Origin of the sequence: Catenulispora sp. EB89 (assembly GCF_041261445.1) — a bacterium.
Classification (GTDB): Bacteria; Actinomycetota; Actinomycetes; order Streptomycetales; family Catenulisporaceae; genus Catenulispora.
Map to the genome: position 1 here is coordinate 437375 of NZ_JBGCCU010000007.1, position 21739 is coordinate 459113.

General features: G+C 74.4%; 8 protein-coding genes. 1 reads left to right on the forward strand and 7 read right to left on the reverse strand.

Annotation, left to right across the window (positions count from 1 at the left end; all coding sequences use genetic code 11):
* Positions 1–58 precede the first annotated feature (58 nt).
* From ABH920_RS18515 to ABH920_RS18545, 7 genes are all read right to left on the reverse strand, one after another.
* The gene (locus tag ABH920_RS18515; RefSeq protein ID WP_370350246.1) at positions 59–11992 is read right to left on the reverse strand and encodes a hypothetical protein; all 11934 of its coding nucleotides are present in this window, start codon (positions 11990–11992) and stop codon (positions 59–61) included.
* Positions 11989–13563, reverse strand: a complete 1575-nt coding sequence (locus ABH920_RS18520; protein ID WP_370350247.1) for a hypothetical protein — start codon at positions 13561–13563, stop codon at positions 11989–11991. The genes ABH920_RS18515 and ABH920_RS18520 overlap by 4 nt, the downstream gene beginning before the upstream one ends.
* A complete protein-coding gene (locus ABH920_RS18525; RefSeq protein WP_370350248.1) occupies positions 13560–17423 on the reverse strand; it encodes a hypothetical protein in 3864 nt (1287 codons plus the stop codon). Before ABH920_RS18525 ends, ABH920_RS18520 begins: the two co-directional genes overlap by 4 nt.
* Before the next feature lie 162 nt (positions 17424–17585).
* Positions 17586–18941: a condensation domain-containing protein gene (locus tag ABH920_RS18530; protein ID WP_370350249.1), complete on the reverse strand. Its 1356-nt coding sequence runs from the start codon at positions 18939–18941 to the stop codon at positions 17586–17588.
* 39 nt (positions 18942–18980) lie between these two features.
* A complete protein-coding gene (locus ABH920_RS18535) occupies positions 18981–19424 on the reverse strand; it encodes a cupredoxin domain-containing protein (protein ID WP_370350250.1) in 444 nt (147 codons plus the stop codon).
* Between the two features lie 155 nt (positions 19425–19579).
* Complete coding sequence (locus ABH920_RS18540) at positions 19580–20473, reverse strand: ferritin-like domain-containing protein (protein ID WP_370350251.1); 894 nt, start codon at positions 20471–20473, stop codon at positions 19580–19582.
* A complete protein-coding gene (locus tag ABH920_RS18545; protein WP_370350252.1) occupies positions 20470–21261 on the reverse strand; it encodes a ferritin-like domain-containing protein in 792 nt (263 codons plus the stop codon). The genes ABH920_RS18540 and ABH920_RS18545 overlap by 4 nt, the downstream gene beginning before the upstream one ends.
* 248 nt (positions 21262–21509) lie before the next feature.
* On the opposite strand from ABH920_RS18545, the gene tatA reads away from it, so the two are divergent.
* Positions 21510–21737, forward strand: a complete 228-nt coding sequence (gene tatA / locus ABH920_RS18550; protein WP_370350253.1) for a Sec-independent protein translocase subunit TatA — start codon at positions 21510–21512, stop codon at positions 21735–21737.
* The last annotated feature ends 2 nt before the right edge of the window (positions 21738–21739 follow it).

Genomic DNA, 21739 nt, shown 5'->3' on the forward strand with positions numbered 1-21739 from the left:
TCCTCCGTCGGGGCGGAGTAAGGATAGCGATCACTCGGGTGGCGTTCGACGTGGCCTGTCACAGAATCCGGTACACGAGCGCCCCGTACACCAGCAGCGGCTGCGGCGAGCCGCTGTCGATGCGGCTCGGCACGCTCAGACCGACGGCCCACGACCGGCCGGTCAGGACCGGCAGGCCGGGGTTCCCGGCGAACCAGGCGGCAGCCGCTCCGGTGACGTCAGCGGCCACGGTGCTCAGCGCGGTGCCCGGCAGCAACGCGACCGGGACGCGCCAGGACAGATCCCTGATCGGATCGGCGTCCGGGACGACCGGCGTGCCGTAGGACAGGACGATGGCGCCCTGGAGCACGATGACGGGAAACGCGATCAGGCGCAACGCTGCCTCGACGGCCGCCCCGAGCGTGGGGCCCAGGTTCGTGATGTCGATCGGGTGCGGCCATTCCAGCAGTGGGGCGACCGGGGCCGGCGCCTCGGTCGGCGCGGTGCGGAACACGAACGGTGCGCGGGTCGGCGGACCGTCGGGGCCGAGCAGCCGCTGGTTGCGGCGCACGGAGAGCTGCACGGTCGCGTTCTGGTACAGCTGCGAGGGCAGAGCTCCCCAGCTGAGGGTCAGTTCCGGGGCCGGCGTCGCCGGGACCCGCGCACCTTCGGGCACCTCGTAGACCGCCTGCGTTCCGTCCGGGGTGCGGGCGTCCAGGGGCACCTCGGTGCCGTCGGCGAGGCGGCACACGATGGCCGGCCAGGTGGCCGGGTGCGGCACGCCGTCGCCGAGCCAGGTCATGGTCAGGGTGCTCAGATACGCCTGCTCGTCCGGCCCCGCGGCGTATTCGGCCCGGACCATGAAGTCGTGCTCGATGAGGGCGGGCGCGCCGGGCGCCGACGCGGGTCGGGCGCGTCCCCGGGCCGCCGGCGCGGCGGCGGCCAGCGGGTCGGCGTCGGGGGCCGGCCAGCGTTGGAACCACTGCACGGAGACGGCGGCGACCAGGCTCCGGAAGGTGCGTACGGCGTTGGCCGCGGCGGTCGGGTCGATGCCCGGCGCCCCGGCGTAGTGGCCCAGCAGCGTCCACAGGTCGTCCGCCACGGCCTGGTACCCGATCAGCGCGGCGGCCACGTCGTCGGCGTCGGAGATGCCGGTCTCGACGGTGGGCTCGACGTTGTACAGGACGTTGATGAGCACCTCGTCCTGTTCGGCGTGTTCGTGGACGTACGTCACCGCGTACGTCCACAGCTGCGACTGCTCAAGGGTCGGATGTGTCGAGGTCGACGTCGGCCGGGCGGTGTGCCCGAGCAGGACCGGCTGGCCGGGGTAGGTGCGCAGCGGGATCGGGATGTCGGAGGCGCCGAGCACCGTCTCCCGCAGCGCCGCGGGCTTGTCCGTCCCGGTCAGCGGCGGGTAGAAGGCCAGCCACGAGGAGTCCTCGAAGCCCTGCGCCGCGGGCACCGGGGTGACGCCGAACTGCAGGTCGAGGACGTCGTAGACCAGGTCCACCGGTACTGAGGCGTGCCGCGCCGGGTCGGCGACCCGCAGCAGCAGGCTGATGTTCGACACCGCCTGGTCCAGCGGAACGACGCCGGAGCCGATCGACACCGGGACGCTACCCGCGGCGCCGGTCGCGCGGGAGGCGGCCGTGTGCCGTACCGGGCCCACCAGCCGGGCCGCCGGCAGCGCGGGGTTCTCCACCCACGGCGAGTCGACGCTCGCCCGGTACTGCGCGACGGCCGCCGTGTCGTAGGCCCGCGACAAGCTCGCGCCGAGCTCCTGGCGCAGGGTGTCGATGGCGTCCCGCCGGCCGCGCGCCGCCCCGCTGTCGGGCAGGTCCAGCACCGGATCCAGGCCGCGGGCGACGGCCTCGGCCAGTTGCCGCTTGGCGGCGAGCAGGCCGTCCAGCTCGGCGCGCACCGCGGGGTCGTCGAACACGGCCGGGGCGTAGGCCGGGCCGAGGAACAGGTCGACGTCGGCGAGCAGGCGGCGGGCCGGCACCTCGACGTCCACGCCCTGGAAGTCGGTGGGTGCGGTGGCCGGGGCCAGCGTGCCGTCCGGACGCAGGGTCGCCACCTCGATCCGCCGGTTGACCGGCGACTCGTAGAGCGGGCGCAGGGCCAGGATCCGCGGGCTTTCCTCGCGCCGGTGGGGGAGCGGGAGCAGCGGGGCGATCCGGACGGAGGCCACGCCTTCGGGCTTGCGGAAGTCAACCACCCACAGGTCCGCTGCGGCGTCCCCGCCGGAGTCGCCTCCCTCGGCCGAGCCGGTCCGCGCGGTGCCCAGCCGCAGGTCGGGGAACGTGCCGTGGAAGGCCTCGGCGAACGCCGCGAGCGTCAGGCCGCCGTCGCCGCCCGCCCCGGACGCCGCCGCGGGTGCCGGGACCGGCGTGTCCGCCCGCTGCACCGGCCCGTCCCCGCCCGGAGTTCGGAAGGCCGCGTCGACCAGTTCGCCCGGCCGGCTCAGCCGCAGCGTCGTGGTGAGCGGGAACACCGGCTCGGCGAAGGAACCGAGCCGGGCGCCCAGCGGCGCGGTCAGGGTGACCGGCGCCGGCGGCAGCAGGAGCGCCGCGCCGGCCCGCACACAGGGGGTGTCCAGGTTCGACGCCGCGATCCCGGCGATGTCCGCCGGGCGGCCCGCCGCCGCCAGCCGCCAGATCAGGGCATTGACGGTGTCCGACGGCGCCGTGCGGACCGGCGGGCCCGAATCCGGGTGCCGGAGCGGCACGTCGGCGCCGAGCACGCCGAGCGTCCCCGCGTTCGCCTCCAGCAGGGCCCGTACATCCACCCGGTACTCGGCGGCCAGCGCCCGCGGCGTGACCAGGCTGCCCGGCGCGCCGACCGGCACGGCGGGCGGGCAGATCAGGACCGCGTCCGCGGCCAGCAGGCCCGCCATCCCGGCCACCGTCCCGGCGAGCTGGTCCAGCGTCACGGCCGGATTCTGCGCCCGGAGCCGGCCGAGGACGGCGGCGAAGCTGTCCCCGGCGACGGTGAGCGTCGCCGCCCCGGCCACCACGAGCCGGTGCCCTGCGGTCAGCACCGGCAGCGCCGCGTTGCCGGCGGCCAGCCGGCCGGCCGTGGCCGCGAACTTCGCGGCGATCGCGGCCAGCCGCTCGCCCGGCGCGACCGGGTAGGGCACGAGCGGAGCGTCCTCGCCCTCGGGGACCAGCGCCGCGCCCGGCACCGCCACCGCCGCGTCGGCCGGCGGCGTCCGGACCAGGTTCGCCGCCAGCAGCACCGCCGGCGGGCAGCCGAACCGGCCGGCGTACTCGGCCAGGGTCTCGGCGACGCCGGGCTGCGGACGGCCGGTGCCGAACATGCCGAGGCGGACCAGCGCGCCCTGCTCGAACAGATCCGGTGCGGCGTGGTTGAGCGGCGCCAGATCGGCCGCGCCGAAGCCGCTGCCGTTGGCGGCCAGCGTCTCGGCCGTTTCGGCAGCCGCCGCCGCAGCCGCAGCCGCAGCAGCCGGGTCGGCGTCGCCGGCCGCCGAGTTCCGACCGGCGTCGGCTGCGGCCGAATCCCGACCAGCGTCGCCGGCCGCCGCGCTACCGACCACGTAGTGCCGACTGGCCAGCCGGACGCCGCCGCGCAGCATCCCCGGCTGCTCCGCCGACTCCTCGGCCAGCGCCGCGACCGACGCCGTCGCCCCGCCGTCGGCGAACGCGGCGCGCAGGTCGGCGAAGCTGAAGACACCCTCGGGCACCTCGACCTCCAGGCCGCCGAAGGCGAACACGAACCCGGCCCGCAGGATGTCGCCGCGGTCGGCGTTGTCCTCGGCCAGCAGGCCCGGCTCGGTCCGCGCGATCCCGGCCGCGAGCGCCAGGGACACCGGGTCCGGCCCGGGCAGCACCACTTCGCGCGCCGGCGTTTCGAGCACGGCGCCGGGCCGCAGCGGCAAGCCGGTGGCGTTGTCCGGCAGCAGAAGCAGCGCGGTGCCGCCGTCCGGGCGGGGCCAGCCTGGCGGTCGGGGCGCGGCGGCCAAAGAGTCCGCGCTGTCGCCGGCCGCCACGGCCGTGACCGCCGGGACCTCCGGCCGCCGGTCCGCACCGGCCCCGAAGACCGCGGCGAACGGCCGGCCGGCGTTCGCCTCGGCCAGCCGGACCACGTCCACGCCGAACACGTCCAGGACGGCGCGCAGCGGTCCGCCCGCGGTCGCCGGCACCAGTGCGGCGGCGGCGCGCGCCGCCAGGTGGCCGGCGGTCGCGAACCGCAGCAGCGGCGCGGCGTCGACCGGCAGCGCGTCGGGCTCGCCGCCGCTGCCGGGCACCTGTCGCAGGGCGCTGAGCAGGTGTGCCGAAACCCGGCCTCCGGCCAGCTGGTAGTAGACCTCCGCGTACCGCTCGGCGGCGCGCAGCGCGGCCTGCGCGGCGGCAGCCGGGTCCGCGCCGGGCGCGAGGGCGGCCGGCTGCGGCGCCAAGGTCGCCGCGAGCGTGACGTCCCGGCCGGGCGCGGACGGCGGCACCAGGGCGTAGGACAGCGTCACCGCGGGCCACGCCGAGACCCCGAGCAGCGCGTCCGTGTACCCGACCGGCGCGTCCAGGACCAGCTCGCCACCCGCCTGGCCCGGCGCCGCGGTGTCGCCGAGCACGTCGGCGAAACCGACGGCGATCTTCGCGAGCGGCGTCGAGGTCCCGGCGATCCCGCGGTAAGGGTCCAGATACGCCGCGGGCAGCCCCTCGGCCTGCGGTGCCGGCGAGGCCGGACCGAACCGGGTGACCGGCAGCGCCTGCTCGAACCACCACGTCCCGGCCAGCGCGGCCAGACCCTCGGGATCCCCGGCGCGGACGAGCCGGCGCAGCCGCGCCCGCTCCGACAGCGGCAGCCCCGGGTCCGCCTTGTTCTGCGGACCCGTCGGCATCCCCGAGGGCGGCATGGCGAACGTCCCGCCGGCGCCGGGCGTCACCGCCGCGGTCATCAGGCTGAACAACCGGCGCATCCGCGGCACGTCCCCGGCGCCGTCCGGCTCGGGGAAGCCGAGCCGGAACCCCGCGGTGCCCGGCCGCAGCACCGGGCGCACGGTCGCGTCCACGTCGTTCCGGGCCACGGCGTACACCGCCGGCGTCCCCGGATCGAGCCGCGGTGAAGCGACCACGCAGGTGTCGATCGGCAGCAGCGTCCGCCCCGGAGCGGCCACCTGGCGCGCCCCGGTCACCACCAGCAGGCCCAGCCGGGCCAGGCCGCGCTCGTCGAAGATGCCCGGCGGCAGGTCCCCGCCCCCGGAGGTGGCGAAGCCCAGGCGCGCGCCGGTCCCGCCGGTCACGCTGGCCAGCCACAGCACGAGACAGAAGCCTGACACGTCGTCGAGCAGGGCGTGGGCCGGCGGTTCGGCGGCGGCCGGACCGGCCCCGGCCGGACCGGAGCCGTCGGGCGGCAGGCTGCGCGTGCTCTGGTTCGTGCGCAACAGGTACGTCCGACGCGCGTCGGCGTCCAGGACCGCCCGCCCGGCGGTGTCGGAAGCGTCGGGTGCTGGGAGTGCGGTCACATACGCCACGGTGCCGTCCGGCTCCGGCAGCGAGGCGAGGTGGCGGTGCACGGCCAGGGCGAGCGCGCGGCCGGCCGGGTCCGCGCCGATCAGGTCGTAGCCGCCGGCCGTCCCGGAACGCCGGACGGTGAAGTCGATCAGGGTGCCGAAGGTGGTGCCCGGCAGGGGAGCGGCGCCGCCCTGCCCGGTGGTGGGGTCGGCGCTCCACACGTCGTAGGCGGCGCCGTCGGCGGCCAGAGCCCGCCGCCGCAGCGGGGCCGGGAACGGCCAGAGCGTCGCGGTGCCGGTCAGCGGGGCGTCCCGGTCGTCCGGCCGCCACGGCAGCCGCAGCATGACAGGGGTCTGCAGCGCCGTCTTGCGGCTGAGCCCGTACACGGTCGGGACCCGTTCGGAGGTCGGCAGCGCCTCGACGGTGAACGGCGTCCTCGCGGTCATGCCGAACGGCGGATACAGGGCCCTGAGTTGAGAGTTCGTGTACTGATAAGTCAGCGCGTCGGTCGGTCCGGTCAGCAGGATCATGCCGGGCCGCAGCCGGGCCGGATCGGCGGCGAGCGCCGGATTGTGCGCCGCCGCGTCCGCCGGCAGGATCCCGCTGTCGGCGAACGCCTGGACCACGTCCGCGTCGGCGACCGTGGAGCCGGACAAGCGCACCCACGTATTCTCCGGGCTCTGATTCACCGAGACCGCGACGTCGAGCGCCACCCGGCTCGGATCGCCGCCGTCCGGGGCGGGGCCGTCGACCAGCTGCCCGGTCAGCTCGTACAGCGGCGCGAGCGGTTCGGCGGCCGGAGCGCCGTCCGGGGTCGTGGGGAAGGTACTGCCGGGCAGCGGCAGGCGCTGGCCGGACATGAGCTGCCGGGCGGAATTCGCCGCCACGGTCCCGGCGGCCTGGTCCGCGACCGCCTCGACGAGCCGGTCGATCTCCTGGGCCGGCAGCCGGGCGATCGCCAGCTCGACGGTGCCGCGGAAGATCGGCTCCGCGGCGATCCGGCGGGCGAAGTCCGGCAGCGCCAGGCCGCTGCGCCGGGCCACTTCGGCCAGGGTCTCGCCGCCGTCGGTGCGGATCCGCGCGCCGGGCACGGGCAGCACGAACAGCGGCGTCAGCACCGGGCTCGCGCCGAGCCAGGCGGTCACGCCGGACGGGTCGGCGGCGTGGACGACGGTGCGCAGCGCGAAGCGGCGCAGCGACTCGCCGGGCAGCACGGCGACCGTCGCGTCCGGGATGTCCACGCCGCCGGGCGCCGGCGTCGTGCCGGTCCGGAAGGCCGGCCAGCCCGCCGGGCCGTCGCCGCCGCCCGGGAAGCCGTGCGCCAGGGCGAGGCAGGCGGCCAGCAGCGGCACGGTGTCGCCGGCGGTCGCGGCGTAGTCCACCGTGTCCGCACTGTGCAGCGCGGTCGGCAACTTGAGCCCGGTGCCCGCGGGGATGACCGCCGCCGGGCCGCCTTCGATCAGGGCGCTGTTCAGGGCGAAGATCCGCTCGGCGTACCAGGCCGAGCCCGGCAGGTCGGCCGGGGCGGCGTAGCGGGCGAAGTACAGCGCGGCGGCCATCAGCGTGCTGCCGGTCCAGGGCCGCCGGCCGCCGGGGACCTCGACCTCCGCGCCGGCCCGGAGCAGCCGCGGGTCGCCGGCCAGGTCCCGCTCCGGGTCCAGGAACAGCCGGCCCGCGCTGCCCAGGCCGAAGCGCTCGGCGACCGTCTGGAGCGTGTCCGTCTCGGCGACCGGGTAGTCGACCGTGCCCAGATCCATGAGCAGGTTCGGCACGACGTGGTCCGCGACGTCCGCGGCGACGGTCTCCGGCGACACGCCGACCCGGACCTCCAGGTCCTCGCCGGCCGGCGTCTCCGCGAGGTCGTAGGCCAGGTCCGGGTTCCAGAACAGCAGCTGGTCGGGCGTGGCACCGAGCGCGTCCGCCGCGCTCTCCACGGTCTCGCTGGGCCGGACCCGGTGGTCCAGGACGGCGAGCGGGAACATCCGGGCGACGGCGTCGAGGTTCGACGGCTCGTCTAGGACCAGCGTCAGCTGCCACGAGGCCATCGCGTCGGCGGCGGCCTGCGCCGCGGTCCGCGCGACCATCAGGCACCAGTCCCGGTACAGGCGTGAGGCGAACGCCTCCGGGGTACCGTCCGGCGGCAGCGGCGCGTCCGGCGGCGGAGGCGTCGGCGAGAACTGCGCGGCGCGCCGCGCGACCTGTGCGGCGTACCGGTCGCCGACCTGGTTGTGGGTCGCGAAGTCCCGGGGCGGCAGCTGCCCGGAGGTCCAGCTGAGCACCGGCGGCAGCGGCACGGCGGTCCCGTCCCGTGGCGCCGGGGTCCCCGTCGGAACCCCGGAGAGCACCAGGTGCAGGTTGGTGCGGAAGAACGCCGGCAGGCCGGTGCGCCCGAACGCGGTCGAGGCGAGGTCCGGCCGGGCCAGGTCCTCGACGAGCGCGGCCATCTGCCCGGCGGTGACCAGGCGGCCCTCGCCGTACGCGTGGCCGGTCACCGCGGACAGGCCCCAGCGCAGGAAGGCCTCGACGAAGCGCTGGGCCGGCAGGTCGCGCGCGGTCGGCGCCTGCGCGTCGAGCTCGGCGCTCGCCGGGGTCCGGCGCGCGCCGGCCGCGGTGGGGGTGCCGCCGTCCGAACCGAGCAGGGTGAAGGCGATCCGGTGCCTCGGCGCGGCTTCCGGCGTGCTGCCCGCAGCGGCCTGGTCCGCCGTCGGCGACCAGTGGACCTGGACGCCGTCCACGGCGAAGACCGGGAGCAGATAGAGGTTCACCGTGCGGGGCGAGTCCGGGAACACCCGAGTGGTCGGGTCCCAGTCCGGGACGTCCGCGCCGGCCTCCTGCGCGGCCGCGAGCTGCGCGACGTGCCGGGCCTGGAGCAGCCGGGCAGTGCGTTCGGGACGCCGCCGCGCCGGCGGGAGCGCGGACCTGCGGCGGAACGTGTCGCCCTGGGGCGCCGCGGCCAGGGTCCACGGCGTCGGCTGGTCGGTGCCCAGGGTGAAGCCGAGGTCGACCTCGGCGGAGAACTCGAAGGACAGCCGGATGAACAGGATCTCCAGCGAGGCGTGCACCGTCACCGACGCCGACAGCGCGACCCGCGTGGCCCGGTAGGACTCCAGCGTCACCGACGCGGTGGCCCAGGCCTCGATGGTGACCGAGACGTGCAGGATCGCCAGGTCCACGGTCGCGTACACCTTGCCGTGCACCGACACCGTCGCCTCGACCCAGTGGTACTGCGCCGTGGAGGCGTTCGCCCCGGCCGGGGTGTACCAGGCGAACACGCCCTCGAACACCGCGATCAGCTCGACGTACGCCCCGCCGGACAGCGGTCCGCTGCGCACCTCCCGGCCCACGCCCGCGGCGATGCCCACGCCGAGCGCGATCACCGGGCTGAAGACCCCGTCGGTCACGGCGGGCACCAGCGCACCCGCGGCCTTGTCCAGCACGCCGAAGTACAGGCCGCCGCGGCCGAGGAACGGGGCCACTTCGACGCTGAAGGAGCGCCCGAAGTCCATCCCGTGCGGGAAGCCGAGGTCGACCAGGAACGAGCCGTCGGTGCCGACCTCGACGACGATCAGCCCGAGGGTGACCGCCACCGCGCCGAGCTCGATACGCCGGAACGCGTCCGGCACCTTCAGCTCGATCCGGAACACGCCGGCGTCGTCGGAGACCTTCTTGTACAGCACCTCGAACGCCAGCCCGGCCAGCGCGCCGGCGCGCTCGCCGCTGAGCCCGACGGCCAGGCCGTACAGCCGCGGGTCGCCGAACACCACGGCCAGGTCCAGCACCTCGGCGATGGTCGCCTCCAGGCCGAGCAGCCACTCGGCGTCGGCGGCGAACCGCATCGCCGAGCCCTGCGGCGTGCGCAGAGGGTTGCGGTCGGCCGGGGCCGGCAACATCGCTCCGGACAGCCTTCGTACGGCGTCCCGGACGGTGTCCGGCTGCGGGTCGCTCAGCGCGATCCGCTGGCCCAGGCCGAGATAGCGCAGGTCCAGCGTCCCGGAGCCCCGGCCCGGTACGGTCGGTGCGGGCTCGCGCAGCACGTCCCAGGCCAGAGGCTTGCCGTCCCGGTATTCGGTGCCGAGGAACTCTCCGGTCAGCAACAGCTCGACCGTGGGCCGGCCGTCCTGCCGCCGGGAGCGGATGCCGACGGTGTCCAGCCGCATCATCGGCAGGGCGGCGTCGGCGCGGTAGGCCACCTCCACGCTGCCGTCGTCGCCGGGGTCGACGGTGACCGTGAACCGGGACAGCTCGATCCGGTTCAGCACGTCCCAGGGCGCCTCCAGGTGGAACGCCGACGTCGGTGCCACCTGCGAGACCAGGTACTCCAGCACGGTGCCCAGCGACACGCCGCCGGCCTGGAAGACGATCACCCGGCGCTTCGGCCGGTCCGGGTCGGGATCGGCGCGCCAGCCGGACACGGCCGAGAAGGTCAAGCCGCAGAAGTCGACGGAGAACTCGTACGTCTCCACGCCGGCCGCCAGGGCGAGCGCGGCCTCGACGACGAGCCGGCCGATCGTCAGGGTGCCGCGGAGCTCGGCGTCCAGCGGCTCGCCGCGGCCCGCGCGGACCAGCTCGGCCTCGGCCGCCACCGAGATCTCCGGCAGGCCCGGGAACAGGGCCGGGGTCCAGTTGCCGGAGACGGCCCCGCGGAATTCGGCGGCGCCGGTGCCGGTGGTGAAGCGGGTCTCCAGCTCGTCGATCAGCAGCCGCGGCACCCAGGCCGGGGGCTCGCGGTCGAGCAGGCCGGCCAGCAGGCGGGCCAGGTCGACGGTGCTGTCGGCGTCCAGCCGGCCGGTGAAGACCCAGCCTTCGGCGGTGCCCAGGCGGGCGGCGCGGACGGCGCCGGTGTACTCGGCGCCGACGGAGAACCGGGGGTCCGAGCCCCCGCCGGGACCGGCCCCGGCGAGTTCGAACCCTGCGACGATGCCGCCGGTCAGGCCGCCCCGGCCGGCCGCCATGGTCAGGCCGACGTCGGTCAGGGCCAGGGTGAGGCGGCCGCCGATCGGGATGTCGAGGCGGCCGACGATGTCGGCGCCCGCGACCAGGGTCTGGGTGTCGAGGTCGCCGCCGATCAGCAGGTTGACGATCCTGAGGTCGCGGACCGGTCCGGTGGTGCCGAAGAACAGGATCAGGACGTCGTCCAGGGGGATCTCGTCGGCGAGCAGCAGGCCCTGCACGCCCCAGCCGGGGTAGCCCGCGGTCAGGCTGAACGTGAGGACCGTGGCGTCCGGGTCCTGCGCGCTCTCGCCGGCGGCGGCGAGCGAGCGCTCCAGCGCCGCGGGCGCCCCGGGGTCCCCGCCGCGTCCGGCGGCCGCGCGCAGGTCGCCGACGGTGATGTCGGCCGTGCCGAAGAAGGACCCGGAGATGTAGCCCGGCCGGTCCTGGCCGACCCACTGCGCCAGCCACCGGGTGCCGGCCTCGCGGATGCTCAGGAACGGCAGCGGCGTGGGCCACGGCCGGTCCGAGACCAGGGTCACGGCGGCGTGGTCGATGGCCGGGCCGCCGGGCTGCCCCGGCGGGACGATGCCGGCCTCGAACTCCGCGATCCGGAAGCCGGCCATCGCGTCCAGGCCCGGTGCGGCCACCACGTCCGAGGCGTCCAGCCCGATCAGGCCGGCGATCGCGCCCGGTCCCGGCGGCACGCCGGGCGCGGCGTCCCGCAGGTCCGCCTCCATGATCCACAGCCGTCTGGTGTTCAGCAGCGGGGTGACCGCGACGCCGGAGGCGGCCTCGGAGCCCCCGAGCCGCACCTCGGCGCGGCCGTACAGCTGGGAGTACGCCTCGGTGGGCAGGTCGTCCGGCGTCTCGGGCGGCACGGCCGGCCGGCACCGCAGCAGCAGCCCGATCCCGGCCAGCGCGGCCGGGCCGAGGCCCAGCGGCGCGTGCGGCGACAGCGCGGTCAGGTCCAGGCTCGGATGTCCGGTGACGTCGGCGGGCAGTTCCACCGGGCCCGAAACGGTGAGCGGGAAGGGCCCGAAGAACGCCGCGTACGGCTCCAGCACCGGTGCCGCCGCCAGCGTGCCGGACAGCGTGAGCCCGGGATCGCGGCCGGTCTCGGCGACCGCGGTGAACGCCGCGCCGGGCAGTTCCAGGGTGCTGAGGAATGAGGGGTGGTCGTCGACCCGGCCGGCGTCGTCACCGATGGCGGTCGGCGGCAGCGCCGGGAAGGTGGTGCCGAACGTCCAGCCCGGAGTCTTGACGGTCAGGCGCAGGGAGAACCGGTCCCGGCCGCCCGGCGCCGTGTACTGCAGGAGCACCGCGACGTCCACCGTGTTCGGCAGGGCGGCGCGCGGCAGGCCGAACCGGCCGTTGCCGTGCAGGGTGACCAGACCCTGCTCCGGGTCGGGGACCTCGACGTCGGTCAACTGGAAGCCGGTCCCGAGGCGCAGCTGGTCCAAAGCCGGGCCGATCCCGCCGAGCCCCGGCCGGCCCACGGCAGCGGCCAGGTTTCCGGAGCCGGTGGCGAACTCCTGCTTCAGGGACGCCGCCACCAGGTCCGGGGACGCGGCGGCGCCGTCGCCGGGCCCGCCCTCAGGGTTCGTCGTCACAGGATCACCGCCATGCGGCGCAGGTCGTGCGCATCGCGCGGGGCAAGCGTCCGCGGGGCGGCGAGGCGTCCCGCGCCGTGGTCACGGCCGGGTCCGGGGCCGGGTCCGGGAGCGGGCCGCCGGGCACTACCCGGCCGGTCCGGCGTCGGTCCGGCCGGCCGGGTGACCGGCGTGGCGCGGTATGTCGGCCGCGGGGACGGCCGGTCCGGGCGGCGGACCGCGACGCCCGGCGCGGACGGCTCGCGGAAGTCCGCCGCGTAGGCGCCGGTCCGCGAGGAAAGCCGGTCCATGGTGGGAGTCACGCCCTTCTGGAGCTTCATCACCCAGGTCACCCCCACGGGCTGCTTCCCGACCGCCAGTGGCACCTTCACCGCCGGAGCGGGCGGGAAGACCATGTCGCGTTCGCTCCTGTAGCTGCTGGAGTAGTAGATGTTGGTGTAGACCGGCCGGGACGTCTTCACCGAGTAGAAGTTCGTCGCCGGGGGCCACTTGACCTGTAGGGGAGTGCCGGTCTGCGGATCAGGGACCGTGGCGTCGTATTTCCGGGCTTCGAAGTAGGCGTTGTAGAAATGCCGGCCGCCCAGGCCGGGGTCGTTGTAGATCGCGTCGCCCGGCGGTATCCGATCCCAGAGATACCGCAGCACCTCGGCATCCGGATGGTGGTGGTGCTGCGCGAGTGAGGCGCTGCCGAAGAGCGCGCGGGGCTTGACCCAGTCGGCGAAGGCCGAGACCACTTGCTCAGGGGTCGGGTTGGAGCCCGCCGGCTTGATGTCGAGGGTCCTTCTCGCCCCGTGGTGCGGAACGGTCATGCCCACGACGTTGTTCAGCCAGCCGTCGGGGATCAGCTTCGCGTAGGCCCGGTTGCATTCCAGCAGCGTCCGCCCGGTCGCGTCGCCGGTGCTGACGAACTGGTACTCCCAGTCCGTGATGGCCAGCAGGAGCACGATGGAGCGGGTGTTCTTGCCGTATGCGTGGGTCAGATACTTTCCTTTGCGGCGGATGGGGCTGAGCACGCCGGAACCGAGGTTTTCGGCGACGATGTAGCAACTGAGGTTGTCCACCGAGAAGTCGGGATCCGTTCTGAGCCCTCTGAACGAGGTGCCGTTGAATTCGCCCGCGGTGGGTGTCGTCCGCAGCGGGTTCTCGTTGGCCACCATGTACGTGGCGATCTTGTCGAGTACGTTGACCTCTTTGATGACGAAGTGGTCCCTCTCGCCCGCGTATCGGGCGTAGCGGATCCACAGCGTCGAGGGACCTGTCTGGTGCTTTGAGGGGTCGTAGGGAGTGAACCTCGCCAGCAACTGCGGCATCAGGTTGAAGTGGTCCAGGTCGCCGTGGGAGAGGTAGACCGCGTCGATGGTCGGCTGGGGCATCCTCTTAAGCTGGTCGACCAGCCAGGCGACCCGGGGTTTGGCCGCCACGTCGCTGTCGCCGCCGTAGCTGCCGAAGTCGAGCAGGATGGTGTTGGTCGGCGCGACCTCCGGCTCGGGGTCCTGGTCGAAGAGCTGGACGAAGGTGCCCAGTCCCTGCCCCACGTCCATCGCGTTGATGATCACGTGCGTGGTGGTCACCGTGTTCCCCCTTCAGCGCCGTCCGACCCGGCGACCGCGGCGTTTCCCGGGCGCGGGATCCGGGTCTGCGAGCCCTGCTTCCGATAAGCCGCGTACCACCCGGGCGGCGACGACGCGGCGTCCTGCGGGTCGCCGTGCGGATCGCCGAAGACGACCAGGTCCACCCCGCCGGGCGGCAGGTTCAGCCCCAGCACGGACAGCGCGAGCCGGTTCAGCCGCAGCAGGTATTCGAAGCGCGTGTCCGGGCCGTCGGCGCCGGCCGGCACGATCAGGAACTCCGCGCCGCCGAAGCCCAGCCGGATCACGCCCTGCAGGGTCGGGCCGGCGCCGGGGTCCGGGGCGTCGCCGAACCGGATGCCGAGGTAGACCGGGCCGGTGCGCGCGGTGGCGTTCCCGGCCGGTGTCTCCGTTACGGTCCCGGGGGACCAGGCGGCCAGCAGCGTGGCGGACAGGCCCGCGCTGCCGGCCAGCGCGCCGACCGAGCCGAGGTCGAGGGCGAAGGTGAGCCCGTACCACGGGGTCCGCGGCGCGGCCAGGTCGATCGGCGCGAGCACGCCGAGGAAGCCGAGGTCTTCGGGACGGCGTCCGGACCCCTCCGGGGGCGCGTCCGGATCGGCGGCGTCCGGCGGCGCGGGGACGGCCAGCAGCCCGGTCGCCCGGATCGGGAAGCGCTCGGCCAGCGCGCCGGGCCGCAGCAGGCTGCCGGCCGGGTCGAGGGCGACGCGGCCCTCGTCGACGGTGAAGTGCTGCTCGCCGATCCGGGCGGGGTCGTAGCCCATCCGGACGGTCAGCCCGGAGAAGCGCAGGTAGCCGTCACGCGGCTCCCGGCCCTCGGCGACCGCGCCCTGGGTGCCGTAGCAGAACACGTCGAAGCCGTCGAGCCAGCGGAAGCGCAGCAGTCCGGACAGCGAGAACTCCACCGCCTGGTCGCCGGTTCCGCCGCTGTCACTCCCGCTGCCGTCACCGCCGCCGCCCGCCATGGCGGTGCGCAGTCCGGCCGCGGTGATCTCCACGCTCTCCAACGCGGACGCGGCCAGCTCCAGCCGCGCCGGACCGTCCAGCGTCAAGGCGTAGCCGGGCGCCCCGTCGCGCAGCTGGTAGCCGCCGGTGAGGATCAGGTTGTTGCCGTGGACGGCGCCGCCGATCGCGACCTGGTCCCCAAACAACCGGTTGACCAACAGCGCGACCCGGACCGAGAGCCCGGACACCGCCGAGCCGTCGAACCGCACGGCCAGGGCCCGGGTCCGGAACGCGAACGGCGGCGCGTCCGGCGGGGCCTGCGCGGCGGTGTCGCGGTAGTCGATCAGGCCCCGGACGCGGGTCGCCCCGGGGCGGGCGCCGCCGGCTCCCGGCAGCAGCTGGGTCAGGGGGAACGCCAGGTGGTGCGCGTAGAAGCGGCCCGGGTCGATGCCCGCGGTGACGAATCCCAGCTCCGGCGGCAGATCGGCGGCGATGACCGGGGCGTTGAAGACCAGCACGCCGTTCCACGCGGGGTTGTGGGCGATCTCGCGGGAGAAGGCCTCCTCGGGGCTGCCTGGCGGCGCCTCGGCCGCCGCGGCGATGATCCGGCCCAGCCGCTCCGAGGCCTCGTCGGGATCCCCGGCGGCTTCCGGCCAGCCCCAGCCGCCGGGCCGGGCCGCGAGCTCGGCCAGGGAGCCGCCGGCCGACTTGACCACGAGCATGGTCGGCGCGTCGTCCCCGGTGCGCCAGGCCCGCGGCGAGAGCTGGACGGTCCAGCCGTCCACGGTGGCCTTCAGCAATCCCGCCGCGGCGACGACTGTGTCCTCGTAGGCCCGGGCCGCTTCGGGGATCGCCGCGCGGAACGTGTCCTCGTCGTCGTAGCCGGCCGGATCCATTTGGTTCAGCGCGCGCAGCGCCTCCGGCGGCAGGCCGAGGGCTTCCAGGTCGCGCAGGATCGTGGGGTCGATGCCGTACCGGACCGAGCTGTCGGCCAGGTACTCCTCGGCGTCGGCGATGACGCAGAACAGCTCCGGCGCCTGGACGGCGGCGCGCAGCCGGGGACCGATCGAGGTGAGGGTCAGCCGGGGCACCGTCGTGCCGGGGAGAGCGGCGAAGTCCAGGCTGTGCCAGCGGGTCTGTTCGGGCGCCGGGGCGTTCTCGATCGTGGCGGACAGGCCCTGCGGGGTGAGGACCGTGACGGTCGCCGCCGGTCCGCCGAGCTCGGGTTCGGCTGCGGCGTCCAGCCGTCCGGCGGATGCGTGGATGATCGCCTGCCGCGCCGGGGCGAGGGCACCCTGCTCGATCTGCCGGGCGAAGCGGGCCAGGGCCGGCTCCACCGCCCCGAACCAGCCGACCGGGAACGCGGCCGGCAGCCGGCCGGCCGCCGGGGGATACCCCGGCAGGCGGAGCGCCGGGATCGCCACCGGCAGGGCCCAGGGCTTCGCGGGGACCAGCGTGTCGCTGAACCAGGGCGCGTTCTGCGGCGCGGCGAAGTAGATCAGGCCTTGTGGGCTCGCCTCGCTCGGCAGGACGGAGACGTACGCGGTGGTCGCCGCGGCCGACAACACCGGGGCGGCTTCGTTCGGGTGCTCGCCGTCGACGTTTCCGGCTCCGGCTCCGGCTCCGGTTCCGGTTCCGGATGCGGACGGCCGGGGCGCGAAAGCGTAGGCCGGGTTGCCCGCGGCGAAGTGCAGCAGTCCCGCCGGGTTGCTCGGCAGGACCACGTACTCGCTGCCGGACAGCCCCAGCGGCAGCGAGGTGTCAGTGCTCTGGCCCACCGAGACGGTGAAGCAGCCGTCCGGGCTCAGGTGGTAGCTGCGCGGCAGCGACGGCGAGGCCGGCGCGTCCGGATGGTCCGCGCGGGTGGGGTTCTGGCCGAACACCAGCCGGGCCGGGCGCAGCGGGCCGGCCGCCGGTTTGGTCGGCGCGATCCTGACCGGATGGCCCAGAACGGTCCGCAGCGGCGAGTCCAGGACCTGGCCCGGTCCGCGCGGCGCGGTGGCGGCGAGCAGACCGATCCACGTCCGGCCGGGCTCCAAAGGCAGCGCCGGGTCCACGGTCAGGGCCACGCTGAAGGTGTTCGTACCCTGATACATGACCGGCATCGGCACGGTGCGCACCGCGCGGCCGGTTGGGTCGTCCGGATCCGGCATCGCGTAGCGCAGTTCCACGCCCAGCCGCGCGAACCCGTCCACCCCCGGGCGGTCGGACGGGCCGAGCTCCAGGGACGAGTCGAAGCTCCCGACGGCCGGACCGGCCAGCGGCACGACGGCTGCGGGGCTGGGGGAGGCGTAGACCTGGCCGCTCGGCGCGGTCACCGTCAGCGGCCGGCCGCCGCCGTTCACGAACCGCAGCACCGGCCTCGGGTCGTTCGCCGCGGGCGGGACGATATCGGTGAACCGCGCGATCGCGATCCGGTAGCCGCCGAGGTCGAACACCGCGTCGCGGGTCGTCCGCCACGTCGTTCCGCCCAGCGGATCCGCGTACAGCGGGTGGGCCAGCCAGTCCTCGGCGGGCCGGTTCGGATCGTCGATCCACAGCATCCGCACCCCCGGCTCGGCCTTCCCGGGCAGGGCGCGCAGGAACGCGGAGGTGTCGGCGTCCGGTCCGCTGGTCGGGTCGCTCCCGCAGAACAGGAACAGCCCGTTCAGGTCGTTCCAGGCCTGGAGGAAACTGATCCGGCCGGCCGTCGGGCCGCCCAGCCCGGGCCGGAACCCGGCCCAGTAGCCGGGAACGGCGGCGTCGCCGCGGGTGCTCAGGGCGTAGAGGCCGTAGCCGGGGACCAGGTCCAGGAACGCCTCGGCCCGAGGCGCGGCTGGATCGCCGGCATCGTCCGCCGAGGTGTCCCGGTCGGCGTCCCGGTCAGTGTCCCGGCTGGCGTCTCGATCCGGTTCGGGCATGGGTCGACCGTCCACCGGGTTCCCCCCTCGGCTCGCGTGAGTGGCACCGGGCCGGGTCGCGTTCCACCGGCGGGCCAGGTAGAACGTATAAGCCTTCCCCGGGGCTGACAAGAGAATACGAACCCTGATGTACAAGGGCGACGCCCGGAGTCCGGGCCGTGCTCACACTCTGCCGGCGGCCTGCACGGCGACGGCCTCGATCTCCTGCAGCCAGGCCTGGCCGTCAGCCGGGGAGAGGAGCCCGGTGTCCAGCAGGATGCTGAGCCGCATCGCGTCGGCGACGTCGGGCTCGACGCGCGCGAAGGTCCGCCGCATCGGCTTCTGGCCGGTCACGGCCCCGCGGAAGACGCTGTCCGGCAGGACCTTTCGCATCTGTTCCACGGTCGGAGCGGCCTCGGTGGTCGCGGTGGTGGCGGCGGGCGCGGCAGCCGCGCTGGCCGTCGGGGATTCGCCGCGCCGGTTGTTGTAGAAGCACGCGATGTTGATGTCGACGCCCCGCTCCCGCGATACCCGCGTGAGCAGCTCCTCCAGGTCGAACGGATTGTGGTAGGCGTGCTTGTACGCGGTCATCGTCGTCCGCTTGACCCGCGCGAGCACGTCCTCGAACGGCGCGTCGGCGACGTCCAGCACGCACAGGCCCGCCTGCGTCAAGCTGCACACCACGTCGGCCAGGCCGCGGCGGAAGCGGTTTCCCACCATCGGCCTCAGGACCACCGGGTTCACGCGGGTGACCCGCGCCTGCGCGACGGCGAACAGGGCCAGCAACGAGGTCGCCGCGTCGAATCCGGTGCCCGCGGTGATCCTCGCGACCGCCTTCGGAAGCGCGCGCGAGGTGAACTCCCCGTTCCAGATCTTGGGCTCGGTCTGGGCAGGCTGAGCGGGGAACCGGCTCGGGCCGATCGAGCGGAGCACGGACTCGTAGTAACGGAGGGCGGATTCGTTCTGCCGCTGGCCGGCCCCGGACTGCTGCCACGCGGCCTGCTCCAGCGGCGATGTCCCGGTAACCGGTGTCGTCGTCCTGGCGGCGACGTCGTCGAGCATCACCTGAGCGCCGTGCGCGTCGACGGCGAAGTGGCTGATCAGCGCGATCATGTGGGTCGGCCGGCCTCGGTCGAGGACGACGGCCATCCGGATCGGCCACTCGGCTTCGAGGTCCAGCGCAGTCTCCGCATAGCGGCGCCGCACCCGCGCGGCAGCCTCGGCCGGGTCCTCTCCGTCGGCGTCGACAAGGTCGAGGTCGATCTCGCCGTGGGCGAAGACCTCCTGGGCGGGACGCTGCCCGGCGCTGAGGCGTACCTGGGAGCGCAACACCTGGAACCGGCTCATCAGATAGCGCAGCTCCGCAGCGACATCCTCGACGGTGGTCCCCGGTGCCAGCGGCTTCACACCGCCCAGCGGCATCCAGGAGCCGAGTCTGCGGATCGACATCCACGCTTCCTGCTGTCCCCACGCCAGTTCTCCGACGCCCGCACCTTCGCCGTCGAAGTGCACTGCGATGCGGTCTGGCCCAGCTTTCACGGGAGCCAGTCTGTCGCGGGTCGGGAGCTGGCGGTAGAGCTACTTGACGGTAAGCGTGCCGTGCATGAACTGGTGGATCGTGCAGATGTAGGAGTACGTGCCGGGCGTCGTGGGAGCGGTGAACGTCGCCGTCTTGCCCGGTGCGAGGTCTCCGGTGTCGAACGCCTTGCCGGTGGTGGCGGTCAGGGTGTGGGTGGTGGAGTCGTTGTTGACCACCGTGACCGTTTGGCCGGCGGTCACGGTCAGGGCCGCGGGGCTGAAGGCGAAGTTGCTGATGACGATCTGCGATGCGCCTACCGGAGCGCCGGTGGCACCGGAGCTGGAACTGGAACTCGATGTCGACATGGGCATCGATGTCGATGTCGAGAGCGTGCTCGGCGTCGCGGCCGGGTGAGAACTGCTTCCGGAGCACGCCGTCAGAGTCAGCGCGGTGGCCGCCGCCAGAAGCGTCGCGGCGGCGGTCTTGCCGGGGAAACGGAGCACGGCGGCATCCTCACTGGTGATCGGGGCTGGAGCCCGGAGTCGGCATTCAGGCGGCGTACAGGCAGAAGACACAGCGGTGGTGCGCCGTCCGAAATGTCGGACCGCGCACCACCGTTCTACCGCCGGCTCCTGCCCGGGGCGCGGCGGCGGCTCGTTCAGACCGTCAAAAGAGTGGGGCTGGCGGCCATGGTCGTGCTCAGGAAGTCGTCCGGGACCGGGTACTGGCCGATCACGAAGTTCAGGATGGCGGCGTGCATGGCCTCCACCGGGGCGATGCTGGCCGCGGTGGCGATGCCGCCGGGGCTGGTGACGTTGGCGGCCGCGAACAGGTAGGTCTGCGCCGCCTGGTCCTCCAGCTGCAGGGCGAGCTTGGCGACGCCGCCGACGTCGGTGACCGCGCCCAGGGCGCTGAGCGTCGCCGCCTGGTTGGACAGCGGCACGCCGGTGATCGCGGGCACGTTGGCGCCGGTCAGGACCGCGTTCCAGGCCTTGGCGTGGTCGGCGTGCTGGCTCATCGCGGTGGTGGCGAACGTGCCGACCGCCGGCGGGACCGTGCCGAGCTTGCCGGCCTTCGCCGCGGCCAGCGCCGCGGTGTAGGCGCCGACGGCCTGGTTCTCCAGGGCGGTGGCCAGCGCGACGACCTTGAGGTCCCCGGTGTAGACGCTGGCGCCGGAGGACGAGGCGGATGTCGACGGCGTCGTGCCGGAGCTGCCGGAGCTGCCGCTGGAGGCGGCGCCGGTGGTGCTGCCGGGAGCCGCGGCCGCCTTCGTCGACTTGCTGCTGGAGCAGGCCGCGAGCGCCAGGGCGGCGGCGGCCCCGCCGGCCCCGACGAGGAACCGGCGGCGGGAGGCGACGCGCTGCCGCTCCTCCTGGGCCTGAGCCTGGGCCTGAGCCAGGGCGTCGGAGTCGCGCAGCTGCTCGCTCAGGTCGTTGGCCGCGGCGTACATGGACGGCAGGTACTCGCGGTGCGCCTGGTCCAGGTCCCGGGTCATGCGGGACAGCTCGCCCTCGCTGATCGGCAGCTCCCAGCCACCGTTGACGGTGCTCACTTCACGGCCCCTTCGCTGATCGGCGAGGCGTTCTTGGTCGGGTAGAACGAGTCGGGGAACCCGACGCTGCCGGCGGCCGAAGGCAGCTTCGAGGCGTCGGTCGGGATGGTGATCAGCTGCGGGGCGCCGCCGGCCAGCAGCGCCTGCACGGCCAGCAGCGTGGCCCGGTGCTGGGCTTCGACTGGTGCCACCGAGCCGAACAGTTTGCGCAGCGCCGGGGTGCTGACCTGCGCGACGTTGGCGGTGTAGGTCTCGGCGGCGACGTCCTCCAGCGTGATGGCCAGCTTGACCACGTCGGCCGGGGTCTTGATCGAGGGCAGCATCTGCTGCACCACGGCGGCGTACTTCGGGTTGGCCGCGGTCTGGGCCTTGCCGCCGGCCTGGGTGGCCGCGGCGTTGAACGCCTGCGCGTGCGCGGTGTGCTGGGTGGTGGTCTTGGCGATGAACGCCGCCACGGTCGCGTTGCCGCCCTTGATGAACGGCAACCCGGCCGCGGTGGTGTAGACCGTGACGGCCAGGTTCTCGATCGACGCGGCGGTCTGCAGCGCCATGATGTCGTCGCTGGGACTCGCGGCGGCGGCGCGGGCGGCGCCCAGCAGGACGGCACCGCCGGCGGCACCGGCCAGCACGGAACCCCGGCGCCACCGGCGACGCCGCGGCTCGGGTTCGCCCTGCGCGTACTCGGCAAGCGCCTCGCGGGTGATCCGAACCGCGTCGCTGTTCAAGTCCTGCGACTGCTCGGTCAACTCCTCAAGCAGCCGGGTATCGATGAGCTCTTCAGCCATCATGCCCCATCTCTCCGTGCGCCCGAACGGAAACGGACGTCTGGATGCCATTCGCCACGGCGGCCCGTGCGGATTGGTCCGGACCCGGTATTCACTCGTTCGGATTACGGCAGGCTGCTGAGCAGCGGGCTGGCTGATAGAACCAAGCCGCCGGGCGATCTGATACGAAGACGTTGTACAGACGGGGAGTTTGTACAGACGGGCCGAGCCGGCCGCGTATGTCACCCCTCGAACAACCCGGGAGTCGTGAAATGTTCGGTGCGCTGGAGCCCTGGCACATTATCCTGATCGTCCTCGTCGCCTGCCTGCTGTTCGGCGCGAAGCGGATGCCCGACATGGCCCGCTCGGTCGGCCAGTCGCTGCGGATCTTCAAGTCGGAGATGCGGCAGAGCGTCGCGGAGACGAAGGCAGAACTTTCGGGGTCTCAGCGGGCCGACCATGTCGCCACGCCGGAGGCCGAGGCTGTGGAGGTTTCCTGATT

Coding starts and splice junctions, on each gene's coding strand:
- ABH920_RS18525 (WP_370350248.1), bottom strand. CDS start 17,423: ATGCCCGAACCGGATCGAGACGCCAGCCGGGACACTGACCGGGACGCC.
- ABH920_RS18545 (WP_370350252.1), bottom strand. CDS start 21,261: ATGATGGCTGAAGAGCTCATCGATACCCGGCTGCTTGAGGAGTTGACC.
- tatA (WP_370350253.1), top strand. CDS start 21,510: ATGTTCGGTGCGCTGGAGCCCTGGCACATTATCCTGATCGTCCTCGTC.